Here is a 13422-nt window from a genome sequence, read left to right on the forward strand (position 1 = left end):
TTCCCTTCGCCTCTCGCCTAACCCGAGTTGCGCAGGGCGGTCGCGAGGCCGTTCATGGTGAGCAGGATTCCCCGCTGCACCTGCGGATCGGTGTCTCCCGCACGGTACCGCCGCAGCAGCTCCACCTGCAGGTGGTTGAGGGGTTCGAGGTACGGGAAGCGGTTGAACACCGAGCGCTTGAGCGCCGGGTTGTCGGCCAGCAGATCGTCGGTCTCGGTGATCGCGTAGTACATCTCGATGGTGCGGCGGTGCTCGTCGGCGATCTTGCCGAAGACCCGCTCGCGCAGGGCCTCGTCGGGCACCAGCTCCGCGTACCGCGCGGCCAGGCCGAGATCGGACTTGGCCATCACCTGCGCCATGTTCGAGAGCACGGTCTGGAAGAAGGGCCAGCGCCGGTACAGCTCGCGCAGGCGCTCCAGTCGGGCCGGATCGCCGTCGATCCACTTCTCGATCGCGGTACCGGTGCCGTAGAACCCGGGCAGCATCACGCGGGAGAGCGACCACGCCATCACCCACGGGATCGCCCGCAGGTCCGAGATCTTCGAGGTCTGCTTGCGCGAGCTGGGCCGCGAGCCGATGTTGAGCGAGCCGATCTCCTCCACCGGCGTCGACGTGGTGAAGTACTCCACGAAGCCGTCGGTGCGGTGCACCAGATCGCCGTAGGCCTCGCGCGCCAGGGCGGCGAGTTCGTCGAGTACGGCGTAGGCCTCCTCGGCGTCGTCCCCGAGGCCCTCCACGTCGAGCAGCGTCGATTCGAGCGTGGCGGCGAGCAGCGATTCCAGGTTGCGGGTCGCGAGCGCGGGCTCGGCGTACTTCGCGGCGATGATCTCGCCCTGCTCGGTGAGCCGCAGCGTGCCGCGAACGGCGCCCGGCGGCTGCGCGAGGATCGCGTCGTAGCTGGGGCCGCCGCCGCGGCCCACCGTGCCGCCGCGGCCGTGGAACAGACGCAGCGTGACGCCCGCGTCGCGGGCCATCGCCACCAGATCCAGCTCGGCGCGGTACAGGGCCCAGTTCGCGGCGAGGTAGCCGCCGTCCTTGTTGGAATCGCTGTAGCCCAGCATGATCTCCTGCAGGCCGCCCTTGCCGTCCACCAGGGAGCGGTACACGGGCACCTCGAACGCGGCGCGCATCGTGGCCGCGCCCTGCTGCAGGTCTTCGATGGTCTCGAACAGCGGCACGATGTTCACCGAGCAGGTCGCGGTGGCATCGGCAGCGGACCCGTCGCCCGGGCGCAGCAGGCCCGCCTCCTTGAGCAGCACCGCCGCCTCCAGGAGATCGGACACCGAGGTGCACATGGAGATGATGTAGTTCGGGACGGCTCCGGGCCCGAGGTTAGCGACCGCGTCGGCGGCGGCGCGCAGCACGCCGAGTTCCTTCGCGGTCTGCTCACTGAACTCGGCGCCCGGCCCCACCAGCGGCCGGCGCAGCCGCAGTTCGTCGGTGAGCAGGCGCACGCGCTCCGCCTCGTCCAGCGAGGCGTAGTCGGGATGCACACCGGCCCAGGCGAAGAGCTCGGCGATGGTCTCCTCGTGCACATCGGAGTTCTGCCGCATGTCGAGCCCGGACAGGTGGAACCCGAAGGTGTTCACCGCCTCCCGCAGGTCCTGGAGGCGGGCACCGGCGATCAGGCCGTCGCCGGCGGTGCGCAGTGAGGCGTCCACGGCACCGAGGTCGGCCAGTAGTTCCGACGGTGCGCCGTAGCGCGGCGCGTCGATGTCGATCCGGGCGTCGAGGGGCTCGTCGAGCAGAGCTGCGGCGGTCGCGGACAGGCGTCCCCGGATCCAGCGCAGTGCGCGCCGGTAGGGCTCGTCGGCTTGCTTGGGTGATTCGTCCCAGGCGGCGAGGGCGAGCAGGTCGTCGGAGACGGTGGTCAGCCGCAGGCTGAGCGCGAGCTCCTTCTCCAGTTCCAGGAGCTGGCGCAGGTAGTGCTCGATCGCGGTGGCGGCGGCGCGGCGCGAGGCCATGGTGACCACCTCGCCGGTGACGAACGGGTTGCCGTCGCGGTCGCCACCGATCCACGATCCGGGCCGCAGGATCGGCTCGGACAGCAGGTCGGTGTCCGGGTACAGCTCGCGAAGCCGGGTGCGGATCTCGTGGTTGATCTGGGGCATCACCTCGAGGAAGGCGGAGTCGAAGTAGCGCAGGCCGTTGACCACTTCGTCCTGGATGCGCAGCCGCTCCAGGCGCACCAGCGCCGTGTCCCACAGGGTGAGGATCTGGCGGCGCAGATTCACCTGCACCTGCTCCTCCTCGCGGGGATCGAGCTGCGTGCGGTCGCGGTAGCGCATGAGCTCGGTGATGCGGTGCTGGGTGTCGAAGACGGTGCGCCGCCGGGTCTCGGTGGGGTGCGCGGTGATCACCGGCACCACCAGCGCGTGCCGGAGTGCTGCCTGCACCGCGGCACCGTCGAGCCCGGCCTCCTCCAGGAGGGAGTAGGTGTGCGCGAGCGAGGAGGCCTGCGGGGGCTCCCCGGCGCGCACGTGGATCGCGCGCCGCCGCTCGCGGTGCAAATCCTCGGCGAGGTTGGCGAGCAGAGCGAAGTGCGAGAAGGCGCGGATCACGGGAACCGCTTCCGCGGTCGGCAGATCGGTGAACATCGCGGCCAGCTGCTCGCGGTCGATCTCGGAGCGGCGTACTCGGAAGGACTCCTGCCGGGCGTTCTCGACGAGATCGAAGATGCGATCACCGGCCTGCTCGCGGATGGTGTCGCCCAGGATCCCGCCCAGCAGCCGGATGTCGTCGCGGAGGGGTTCTGTTGCGGCGCGTGCGGGCTCACTGGTCATGACAACAAGTATGAAGGACGGGCTCCGGGCGTGCCCACTGTGGTCCGCATCACCCACCGGTGGGTGACCCCGCACAAAGCGAAGGCGCCGTGAACCCGGTCGGGTTCACGGCGCCTTCGAGGTCGCGGACGTCAGGAACTGAGCTTGATGCTCAGGGTGACGCCGATGATGCACACGGTCCACACGATGCCCACGAAGATCGTCACGCGGTCGAGGTTCTTCTCCACCACCGACGAGCCCGACAGGGACGACTGGACGCCGCCGCCGAACAGCGACGAGAGGCCGCCGCCCTTGCCGCGGTGGAGCAGAACGAGCACCACCAGCAGCACGCTCAGCACGATGATGGCGATCTTCAGCACCAGCTGCAAAGTTTCCACGAGGATCCAGTCTACATAGTGGGGACGGGTCGCCGGCGCACCGGCGATTCGGCCCGGTCGGTCAGAGCGGTCCGCCGGCGGCGATCGCGCTCAGGGCCGCGAACTCGTCGGGCTTGAGCGACGCGCCGCCCACGAGGCCGCCGTCCACATCGGGCTGAGCGACGAGCTCGCCGACGTTCTTGCTGCTCACGGAGCCGCCGTACAGGACGCGGATGCCCGCGGCCACCTCGGCGGAGCCGATCTCGGCGACAGTGGCGCGCACCGCGGCACACACCTCCTGCGCGTCGGCGGGGGTCGCGACCTTGCCGGTCCCGATGGCCCACACCGGCTCGTAGGCGATCACGATCTTCGACAGCTCGTCGGTGGTCAGGCCGGCGAGCGAGCCCTTGAGCTGCTCGACGTTGTAGGCCACCTGCTCGCCGCGCTCGCGCACGTCGAGACCCTCGCCGATGCACACGATCGGGGTCAGGCCGTGACGCAGCGCGGCCTTTGTCTTCTCGAGCACGATCTCGTTGGTCTCGCCGTGGATGGTGCGCCGCTCGCTGTGCCCGACGACGACGTAGGTGCAGCCCAGCTTCGCCAGGAAGGCACCGGAGATGTCGCCGGTGTACGCGCCGGAGTCGTGCGGCGACAGATCCTGCGCGCCGTACGTGATGAGCAGGCCGTCGCCGTCCACCGCGGTCTGCACCGAGCGGAGGTCGGTGAACGGCGGGATCACCGTCACGTCGACCTTGGCGAAGTACTTCTCCGGCAGCGCGAAGGCGAGCTTCTGTACCACCGCGATCGCCTCGAGGTGGTTGAGGTTCATCTTCCAGTTGCCGGCGATCAGCGGCTTGCGGCTCATGCGTCACTCCTCTGCAGCACCTGCAGGCCCGGGAGCTCCTTGCCCTCGAGGTACTCCAGCGAGGCGCCGCCACCGGTGGAGATGTGGCTGAAGCCGTCCTCGTCGAGGCCGAGCGTGCGCACGGCCGCGGCCGAGTCGCCGCCGCCCACCACGGTGAAGGCACCGTTGCTGGTGGCCTTGATGACGGCCTCGGCGACGGCCTTGGTGCCCGCGGCGAACGCCGGGAACTCGAAGACGCCCATGGGGCCGTTCCAGAACACCGTCTTGGCCTCGGTCAGCACGGCGCCGAAGCGCTGGGCCGACTCGGGACCGATGTCCAGGCCCATCCAGCCGTCCTCGATCGCGTCGGAGTCGACCGTCTTGGAGGCGGCATCGGCGGCGAACTTGTCGGCCACCACCACGTCGATCGGCAGGTGCAGCACATCGCCGAATTCCTGCAGCAGCTGCTTACAGGTGTCGATCTGGTCCTCCTGCAGCAGCGAGGTACCCACCGAATATCCCTGCGCCGCAAGGAAGGTGAACGCCATACCGCCGCCGATCACCAGGGTGTCGACCTTCGGCGCGAGCGCGCGGATCACGCCCAGCTTGTCGGAGACCTTCGAGCCGCCGAGCACCACCGCGTAGGGACGCGACGGGTTCTCGGTGAGCTGCGCGAGCACCCGGACCTCGGCGTCCACGAGCTGGCCGGCGTAGGCCGGGAGCAGCTTGGCGACGTCGTAGACCGATGCCTGCTTACGGTGCACCACACCGAAACCGTCGGAGACGAAGGCGCCCGGGCCGGCGTGCGAGGAGACGTCGACGAGCTCGGCGAGATCACGCGCGAGCGCCTCCCGCTCGGCATCGTCCTTGCTGGTCTCGCGCGCGTCGAAACGCACGTTCTCGAGCAGCAGCACATCACCGTCGGTGAGGCCCTCGGCGCGCGCGAGCGCGTCCTGGCCCACCACGTCGCCCGCGAGCTGAACGTTGCGGCCGAGCCGCTCGCCCAGCTCCTTCGCCACGGGGGCGAGGGAGAACGCCGGGTCGGGTTCGCCCTTGGGACGGCCCAGGTGCGCGGTGACGATCACCTTGGCGCCCGCCTCGGCGAGGGCCTTGATGGTCGGCACGGACGCGACGATGCGGCCGGCGTCGGTGATGCGGTCACCGTCGAGGGGCACGTTCAAATCACTACGGACCAGAACCGTGCGTCCCTCGACGCCCTCGGCGAGGAGGTCGGAGAGCGTGGAGACGGAACTCACGCCGCGGACCGCTTAGAGCGACTTGCCGACGAGGCCGGCGAGGTCGACGAGGCGGTTGCTGTAGCCCCACTCGTTGTCGTACCAGGACACGACCTTGGCCTGATCGTCGATGACCTTGGTGAGGCCGGCGTCGAAGATCGAGCTGTGCGGGTCGGTGACGATGTCCGAGGAGACGATCGGCGCGTCGTAGTACTTGAGGATGCCCTTGAGCTTGCCCTCGGAGGCGGCCTTGAGGGCGCCGTTGATGTCCTCGACGCTGGCCGACTTGGCGAGCTGCGCGGTGAGGTCGGTGACCGAACCCGTGGGGATCGGCACGCGCAGCGCGTAACCGTCGAGCTTGCCCTTGAGCTCGGGCAGTACCAGGCCGATGGCCTTCGCGGCGCCGGTCGAGGTGGGAACGATGTTGATCGCGGCGGCGCGGGCGCGACGCAGGTCCTTGTGCGGCGCGTCCTGCAGGTTCTGATCCTGGGTGTAGGCGTGGATCGTGGTCATCAGGCCCTTGACGATGCCGAACTCATCGTTGAGCACCTTGGCCAGCGGGCCGAGGCAGTTCGTGGTGCACGAGGCGTTGGAGATGATGTTCTGGCTGCCGTCGTACTGGTCGTCGTTGACGCCCATCACGATGGTGATGTCCTCGCCCGAGGCGGGAGCGGAGATGATGACCTTCTTCGCGCCGGCGTCCAGGTGGCCCTGAGCCTTGTCGCGGGCGGTGAAGATGCCGGTGGACTCGACCACGATGTCCACGCCGAGGTCGCCCCACGGCAGGGCGGCCGGGCCCTCGCGGACCTCGAGAGCCTTGATCACCTGGTCGCCGATGCGGATCTCGTCGCCGGTGGCGGAGACGTCCGCGTCCAGGCGACCGAGGATCGAGTCGAACTTCAGCAGGTGGGCCAGAGTGGCATTGTCGGTCAGGTCGTTGACCGCCACGATCTCGATATCAGTGGTGCCCAGCGCCTTCTGGGCCGCCACCGCGCGGAAGAAGTTACGGCCGATCCGACCGAAACCATTAATGCCAACGCGAACCGTCACTTAACTGCTCCTTCGACTGGATGTGCCTGTCACCACACCCTATCGCGTGGCCCGTACGCACCGGCAGGGAGCTGGGGGTTCGCGCTCGTCACACTTTCTTCGCCTGGCTTCGGACATTTCCGGCGAACTCCACCGCCCGCTCCCGGCGGGGAGCCGGCCTCCCCTCGTCGGCGTGGCCTCCCATCGACAACCGACAAGGGGACACCGACAAATCAGGGGGACACGTGCTCCCGGCGGGGAGCCGATCAGTCGGCGCGGGCGTGACGAGTCGCGGAGTCCGGATCGTCGTCGGGGCGCAGCGCATGCTTGCCGAGGGTGGGCGATTCGAAGACGCTGGGCGCCCGGTCGTCACTGAGGACGACCAGCGCCAGGATCACGAAGGAGAACATACCGATCGGCGGATCCGCGAGGTCGGCGCCCATGTCCACCCAAGCGCCGATCGCGCCGGCAAAACCGAGGAGAAAGAGGCCGCGCCCCAACCACGCCGGGGTTCGCGCTTTCCACAGACGCTTGATCGATTGCTTCGTCGGGGCGTTGGTCCCCGCCCGGAGCGCCGCCCATCGCCGGACGGGACCGATTCCCGCCGCCCGGGCTATTCGCCGCCACCGTTTGACGGCCTTGCGGCGGTGGGCGCACCAGTACAGGCGCCGCACCGATGCCATGACGGCGTAGCCGTAGGCCGTCGCCAGGATGAGCAGCTGAATCGCGGCGAACGCCCCCGTCGCCACTGCCAACCACCGGTCGGCCGCCGAGTCGCCAGCGCGGAACCTGCCGTACAGGTCGGGACTGAACACGACGAGTACGCACAACAGAAGTGCCGCCACTACTGCGACGACGGCCCCGAGGCAGCCGCGACGGCTGGCGCTGCCGGTCTCGGGTTCGCTCACACGTCGACTATATCCACATCAGTGGATATCAAATGCGTTGAACTTACTCGCCGTCGTCGAGCATGTCGGCGGTGACGGCGGACTCGGTGTCCGGGACACCGTCGGCCGCGGCACGCTTGTCCGCCATCGACAGCAGGCGGCGGATGCGGCCGGCCACTGCATCCTTCGTCATCGGCGGATCGGCCAGCTGACCGAGTTCCTCGAGCGAGGCCTGACGGTGCTGCACGCGCAGCGAACCCGCCTGGGCGAGATGATCGGGAACGTCGGGGCCGAGGATCTCCAGGGCGCGCTCGACGCGGGCGGCGGCCGCCACCGCGGCACGGGCGGACCGTCGGAGGTTGGCATCGTCGAAGTTCGCCAGACGGTTCGCCGTCGCCCGGACCTCACGGCGCATGCGCCGCTCCTCCCACACCAGGCGGGTGTCGTTGGCACCCATCCGAGTGAGGAGGGCACCGATGGCTTCGCCGTCGCGGACCACGACCCGGTCGGCCCCGCGCACCTCCCGAGCCTTCGCCGTCACACCGAGCCGCCGAGCGCAGCCGACGAGCGCGAGCGCGACCTCGGGGCCGGGGCACGAGACCTCGAGCGCACTCGACCGTCCGGGCTCGGTGAGCGAGCCGTGGGCGAGGAAGGCTCCGCGCCACGCCGCCTCCGAATCGCCGACCGATCCGCCGACGATCTGCGAGGGCAGTCCGACGACCGGCCGGCCGCGCATATCGAGCAGGCCCGTCTGCCGGGCGAGGGCCTCGCCGTCCTTGACCACGCGCACGATGTACCGGGCCGCCTTGCGGAGCCCGCCCGCGCTGAGCACGTGCACATCGGAGTTGTAGCCGTAGAGATCGAGGATCTCCTTGCGCAGGCGCCGGGCGATGATGCCCATGTCCACCTCGGCCTCGACGATCACCCTGCCACCCTGGATGTGCAGGCCGCCGGCGAAGCGCAGCAGGGAGGCCACTTCGGCGCGGCGGCAGCTCACCTGCGTGATGGAGAGCCTGCTCAGCTCATCCTTGACCTGGGATGTCAACGCCACAGCGGGACTCCTCCTAGGGGACGTGATCGGGTGAGCGGACAAAGACTCAAAAGTTTAACTATTGAGTGCCTGGGGATTCACTGTAGGCCACATCACCGATCGCGGCTGCCAGAGCCGTGGGGTCGTGCTGATGCGTACCGGGAACGCCGACGGTGACGAAATGGGGCCGTGCCCCGAGGTGCGCGGTGGCCCGCACGAGATGCTCGCGCTCCGGGCCCGGGGGCACGGTCTCGGCGTCCACGATCACGTCGTCGAATCGCAGTCCCTCGGCATGCGCGGCGAGCACGTGCAGATGCCGCTCGGGCGAATAGCCGACCGTCTCCCCCGGCTCGGGCGCCAGGTTCAGGATCAACACCCGCCTGGCCGAGGTCCGCTTCAGCGCGTCCAGCTGCTCGGGAACCAGCACGTGCGGAATCACCGAGCTGAACCACGATCCTGGGCCGAGGGTCACCACATCGGCGCCGAGGATCGCCTCGACCGCCTCGACGCACGCCTCCGGGTGCGCGGGCAGCAGCCGTACCCGGCGCACCTGGCCGGGTGTGACCGCAACGGCGACCTGCCCTCGGATCACGCGCGAGAGCCGCGGATCTTCTTCCAGCCCTGTGACATCCGCCTCGATCCGCAGGGGTCCCGGCACCATCGGCAGCACGCGTCCCTCGATGCCGAATCGATCGGCGAGAGCGTCGAGCGCATCGACCGGATCCCCGAGCACCTCGCACAGCCCGGCGAGCAGGAGGTTCCCCACGGGGTGACCGGCCATCGCACCGCCGCCACCGAAGCGGTGCTGCAGGATTCCGGCCCAGAACTCGCCGCGCTCGTCGTCGGGCATGAGGGCGGCGAGCGCCATCCGCAGATCGCCCGGCGGGATGATGCCGAGCTCGGTCCGCAGCCGTCCCGACGATCCGCCGTCGTCGGCCACGGTGACGATGGCGGTGATATCGGCATCCAGCGCCCGCATGGCCCGCAACGTGGCGAACAGTCCGTGCCCGCCGCCGAGCGCGGCGACCTTCAAACCACTCATTCGAGCCCCAGATCCCGGTGTGCGGCACGCACTTCGATGCCCGGACTACCCGCGAGCCGACGCACCAGCTCCTCGGTCATCGCCACGCTGCGATGCTTGCCGCCGGTGCAGCCGACACCGATCGTGAGGTAGGTCTTCCCCTCGCGGCGGTAACCGTCGAGAACGGGCTGGATCAGGTCGATGTAGGTGTCGAGAAAGTCCGAAGCGCCCGGCTGCCCCAGAACGTAACCGGAGACATCATCGGTGAGCCCGTTCAGCGGGCGCAGTTCGGGAATCCAGAAGGGATTGGGCAGGAATCGCACGTCCATCACCATGTCGGCGTCGAGCAGGATGCCGTTCTTGAAGCCGAACGATTCGACGGTCACAGTGATGGTGCCCGAACGCAGCGTGCGGAAGGCGCTCTCGATGTTCTCCCGCAGCCGCGCCACCGACAGGTTCGAGGTGTCGACGACCAGATCCGCGGTCGACCGGATCGGCTGCAGGATGTGCCGTTCCGCGGCGATCCCCTCGGCGAGGGTTCCACTGCCCTGCAACGGATGCTTGCGGCGCACCTGCTCGAAGCGCCGGATCAGCGTCTGATCCGATGCGTCCAGGAACAGCACGCGCGGCTCGATCTCCTTCTCCGCGAGTTCACGCCGCAGATCGGCGAAGTCGCCCGTGAAGGTGCGACTGCGCACATCGGTCACGATGCAGAGCCGGTGGATGCGGGATTCGTCGGCGAGCGAGATGTCGACCATCTTCCCGATCAACGCGGGCGGCAGGTTGTCGGCGACGTACCACCCGAGGTCCTCGAGCACCTTCGCGGCGGTACCGCGCCCTGCGCCGGACAGGCCGGTCACGAGCAGCACGTCCATCGGTCCGTCGCTGCGGTGTTCCCCCACCGTCCGCTCTCCGGCGTCGGTGTCCTGGTGCCCGGTTGGGCGCACGGTCGATCCCTCTCGTCGCGCGGCGGAAGCTGTCGGATCCAAGACTAGCGATCGCGGCGCGCGGACGGGAGGTGTCCGAGGTCCGGGGCCCGGCACCGTCGACGAGCGGCGGTTAGAGTCGTCGGGTGCCCACCCCTCGTCGCGTCGTCGCCTCCCTCACTCTGGGGATCGTGGCGGCGCTGGCACCGGCGCCCGTGGTCACCGCGGAGACGCTCCCCGGGACCAGCGGCCTCGCGCCGGACCTCGCGGACGCCTACACCGCCGCCGCCGCGCAGGCGTCCGCCGAGGGCGTCACACTGTCCATCACCTCCGGGAAGCGGACGTGGGCCCAACAGGAGTGGCTCTGGCGCGACGGCCTCGCGCGGTACGGATCGCCCGCGGCGGCGCGACGCTGGGTCCTGCCGCCCGATGAGTCGACGCACGTGACCGGCCGAGCGATCGACGTGGGCCCCGTCGCGGGCGCAGCCTGGTTGCAGGCCAACGGGTATCGCTGGGGTCTGTGCCGCACCTTCGACAACGAGTGGTGGCACTTCGAGGTCGCCACGTCTCCGGGCGCCCCGTGCCCGCCCACGGTGCCGGACGCCTCGCTGCGCTGATCGGAAACCCTTCGCGGGACTTACGGCGGTGCTACGTTGACCAGCATCGTCGAGCGCCTGGAGGCATCCATGACCGGTCCGCGTCCCCGTCTGAAGTCCGCTGCGGCGGCCGTCTTCGCGGTGCCACTGGTGATCGCCGGCTGCGGCTCGTCCGGCTCGGGCGGATCCGCCTCGTCGTCGGTCGCCGTGGCTGCCGAGGGCTGCGCCGCCACCGGAGCCCAGGGCACGATGTTCACCCCATCGGCCACGGCCTCGCCCACCGGCCCGAAGGACATCAGCACCACGCCGGAGGGCGCATCGGGGTACCGCTCCGGCCTCCCGGTGACGTACACCAAGGATTACTCCGTGGCGACGGCGAATCCGATCGCCACCCGCGCCGCCTGCGATGTTCTCGCGGCGGGCGGCACCGCGGCGGATGCCCTCGTCACCGCGCAGACGGTGCTCGGCCTGGTGGAGCCGCAGTCCTCCGGCATCGCGGGCGGTGCCTTCCTGCTGTACTACGACGCCAAGTCGAAGAAGGTGCAGGCCTACGACGGTCGCGAGACCGCACCGGCCAGCGCCACCGAGAACTACCTGCGATGGGTGTCCCCCGAGGATCCGACCGCACCCAAGCCCGACGCACGCTCGTCGGGCCGCGCGATCGGTGTTCCCGGCGCCCTGCGACTGCTCGAGGCGGTCCAGGGTGAGCACGGCCAGAAGTCGTGGCGGGAGCTGTTCGATCCGGCGGTGCGGATCGCCGACGACGGATTCGACATCAGCGACCGCCTGGCCGGCGCGATCGCCGACGAGGCGAAGAACTTCGCCAACGACGCCGATCTCAAGGGGTACCTCCTCGAACCCGACGGTGCGCCGAAGAAGGCCGGCACCAAGCTCGTCAATCCCGCGTACGCGAAGACCCTGGGCGCCATCGCCTCCGAGGGCGCCAAGGCCTTCTACACCGGCGCGATCGCCGAATCGATCGTCGAGTCCGTCAACGACACGACGAACGGTCGCACCGCCGGCACGATGACCCTGGAGGACCTCGCGAACTACAAGGTTCAGGTCCGCGAGCCCGTGTGCACGCCGTACCGGGACCGCGAGCTGTGCGGTATGCCCGCACCGTCGTCGGGCGGCATCACCGTGGCGCAGGCGCTCGGCATCCTCAACTCCTTCGACCTGGCGGGGCTGGGCCCGGCGGCGCAGCAGGGCTCCGATCCCGGACCCGACGGGGGCCTGCCGACGGCGAAGGCGATCCACCTGATCTCGGAGGCCGAGCGCCTCGCGTACGCCGACCGCGACAAGTACATCGCCGATCCCGCGTTCATCCCGTTGCCCGGCGGATCACCCGCCGCGATGGTCGATCCCGCGTACCTGCAGGGCCGCGCGAAGCTCATCGACCCGAACAAGTCGATGGGGACGGCGAAGGCCGGCGATCTGCCCACCGCGACCCCGGGAGTGACCACCACACCGGAGCACGGCACCAGCCACATCACGGTGCTCGACAAGTACGGCAACGTGGCATCGATGACCACCACCATCGAGTCCGCCTTCGGCTCGTACCACATGACCAACGGCTTCCTGCTCAACAACCAGCTCACCGACTTCTCCACGGAGCCCGTCGATTCCGCGGGCGCTCCGGTGGCGAACCGAGTGGAGGCGAACAAGCGGCCGCGCAGCTCGATGTCGCCCACGCTGCTCTTCGCCCGCGGCGCCGACGGCGGCCGCGGCGAGGTGATGGGCGCGCTCGGCTCCCCCGGCGGAGCGGTGATCATCCAGTACGTGATCAAGTCGATCATCGGCATCACCGACTGGAAGCTGAACCCGCAGCAGGCGGTGTCCATGGCCAATTTCGGTGCCGCGAACTCGCCGAAGACGAATCTGGGCACCGAGCACCCGGCCGTATCCGGTCCGGCGGGCGCGAAGGTCGCGGACGAGCTGCGCGGGCTCGGACATCAGCTCAACATGGTGCCGCAGGTCTCCGGACTGTCGGCCATCGTCAAACAGGACGGTGTGTATGCGGGCGGGGTGGACCCGCGGCGCGAGGGCATCGTGCTCGGCGGGGGCTAGCGCTCTCCGCGTCGGTGCCTGGCCGACACCAAGTGACTCATAAGCATCGACTCCTACCTTCGGGGCATGGGTATGAAGTGCAGCTTCCTCGTCGCGTCGACATCCGATCCCGCGGCCCAGCTCAAGGCACTACCGCAGCTGGACATCGCGGCCTCGGACGCCTTGGCCACGAAGATCCTGGGCAAGCGTTCCTGGGGTCGTTCCCGCCGGGCGCACCGTTCGGGTGATCTGGCCAACGATGTGTACCCGCGGTTCGACGAGGTCGCCGTCGGCGTCTACGGCGACGTGACGATCGTCGCCTATGAAGACGCCGCCGACTGGGTCTCCTCGGCGGTGCCGGCATGGGGCGCGCCCCTGCTCGAGCGCGGCGATGTGGATGTCTTCATCCTGCACTCGGTCGTGGACATGGGGGTGTTCACGTTCTGGCGCAATCGGGAGGTGATCCGGTCCTTCGGTGGGGCCGAACAGGAGGTGATCGTCGACGACGGTGCGCGGCTGCCCTTCGAACAGCACGTGGTCGAGGACGACACCTTCGAGTGGGTCACCGAGCTCGCGATCCTCGATCGCCTGGGCTACTGCTACGAGGGACCGCGCACCCCTGACGCGATCGATCCCGCGACCGTGCCGCTGCTGGTGTACCGCTGACGA

12 protein-coding genes are annotated in these 13422 nt (G+C 69.4%); 3 read left to right on the forward strand and 9 right to left on the reverse strand.

Annotation, left to right across the window (positions count from 1 at the left end; all coding sequences use genetic code 11):
* Positions 1 to 17: 17 nt before the first annotated feature.
* From ppc to rapZ, 9 genes are all read right to left on the reverse strand, one after another.
* The gene (gene ppc / locus TTY48_RS00815; protein ID WP_220655705.1) at positions 18 to 2783 is read right to left on the reverse strand and encodes a phosphoenolpyruvate carboxylase; all 2766 of its coding nucleotides are present in this window, start codon (positions 2781 to 2783) and stop codon (positions 18 to 20) included.
* 131 nt (positions 2784 to 2914) lie between these two features.
* Positions 2915 to 3151, reverse strand: a complete 237-nt coding sequence (gene secG / locus TTY48_RS00820; RefSeq protein ID WP_220658394.1) for a preprotein translocase subunit SecG — start codon at positions 3149 to 3151, stop codon at positions 2915 to 2917.
* A gap of 70 nt (positions 3152 to 3221) precedes the next feature.
* Positions 3222 to 4004, reverse strand: a complete 783-nt coding sequence (gene tpiA, locus TTY48_RS00825; RefSeq protein WP_220655706.1) for a triose-phosphate isomerase — start codon at positions 4002 to 4004, stop codon at positions 3222 to 3224.
* Positions 4001 to 5239, reverse strand: coding sequence for a phosphoglycerate kinase (gene pgk / locus TTY48_RS00830; RefSeq protein ID WP_220655707.1), 1239 nt, complete (start codon positions 5237 to 5239; stop codon positions 4001 to 4003). The genes tpiA and pgk overlap by 4 nt, the downstream gene beginning before the upstream one ends.
* A gap of 12 nt (positions 5240 to 5251) precedes the next feature.
* Complete coding sequence (gene gap, locus TTY48_RS00835; protein ID WP_220655708.1) at positions 5252 to 6268, reverse strand: type I glyceraldehyde-3-phosphate dehydrogenase; 1017 nt, start codon at positions 6266 to 6268, stop codon at positions 5252 to 5254.
* 245 nt (positions 6269 to 6513) lie between these two features.
* Positions 6514 to 7155: a hypothetical protein gene (locus TTY48_RS00840; protein WP_220655709.1), complete on the reverse strand. Its 642-nt coding sequence runs from the start codon at positions 7153 to 7155 to the stop codon at positions 6514 to 6516.
* A 43-nt stretch (positions 7156 to 7198) separates the two neighbouring features.
* Complete coding sequence (gene whiA, locus TTY48_RS00845; protein WP_220655710.1) at positions 7199 to 8185, reverse strand: DNA-binding protein WhiA; 987 nt, start codon at positions 8183 to 8185, stop codon at positions 7199 to 7201.
* A 58-nt stretch (positions 8186 to 8243) separates the two neighbouring features.
* Entirely contained in the window at positions 8244 to 9206 is a 963-nt protein-coding gene (gene yvcK / locus TTY48_RS00850; RefSeq protein ID WP_220655711.1) for a uridine diphosphate-N-acetylglucosamine-binding protein YvcK, read from the reverse strand.
* Positions 9203 to 10060: an RNase adapter RapZ gene (gene rapZ, locus TTY48_RS00855; protein ID WP_220658395.1), complete on the reverse strand. Its 858-nt coding sequence runs from the start codon at positions 10058 to 10060 to the stop codon at positions 9203 to 9205. The genes yvcK and rapZ overlap by 4 nt, the downstream gene beginning before the upstream one ends.
* 197 nt (positions 10061 to 10257) lie before the next feature.
* Here rapZ and TTY48_RS00860 point away from each other — a divergent pair, with 197 nt between their 5' ends.
* The 3 genes from TTY48_RS00860 (at position 10258) to TTY48_RS00870 (ending at position 13419) form a co-directional block, all read left to right on the forward strand.
* Positions 10258 to 10728, forward strand: a complete 471-nt coding sequence (locus TTY48_RS00860) for a M15 family metallopeptidase (RefSeq protein ID WP_220655712.1) — start codon at positions 10258 to 10260, stop codon at positions 10726 to 10728.
* A gap of 69 nt (positions 10729 to 10797) precedes the next feature.
* Positions 10798 to 12774 carry a gamma-glutamyltransferase gene (ggt, locus tag TTY48_RS00865; protein ID WP_220658396.1) on the forward strand — a complete coding sequence of 659 codons (1977 nt, stop codon included), beginning with the start codon at positions 10798 to 10800 and terminating at the stop codon, positions 12772 to 12774.
* Between the two features lie 66 nt (positions 12775 to 12840).
* Positions 12841 to 13419, forward strand: a complete 579-nt coding sequence (locus tag TTY48_RS00870) for a DUF6928 family protein (RefSeq protein ID WP_220655713.1) — start codon at positions 12841 to 12843, stop codon at positions 13417 to 13419.
* Positions 13420 to 13422 lie beyond the last annotated feature (3 nt).

It is taken from the genome of Tsukamurella sp. TY48 (genome assembly GCF_019656655.1).
Taxonomy (GTDB): Bacteria; Actinomycetota; Actinomycetes; order Mycobacteriales; family Mycobacteriaceae; genus Tsukamurella; species Tsukamurella strandjordii.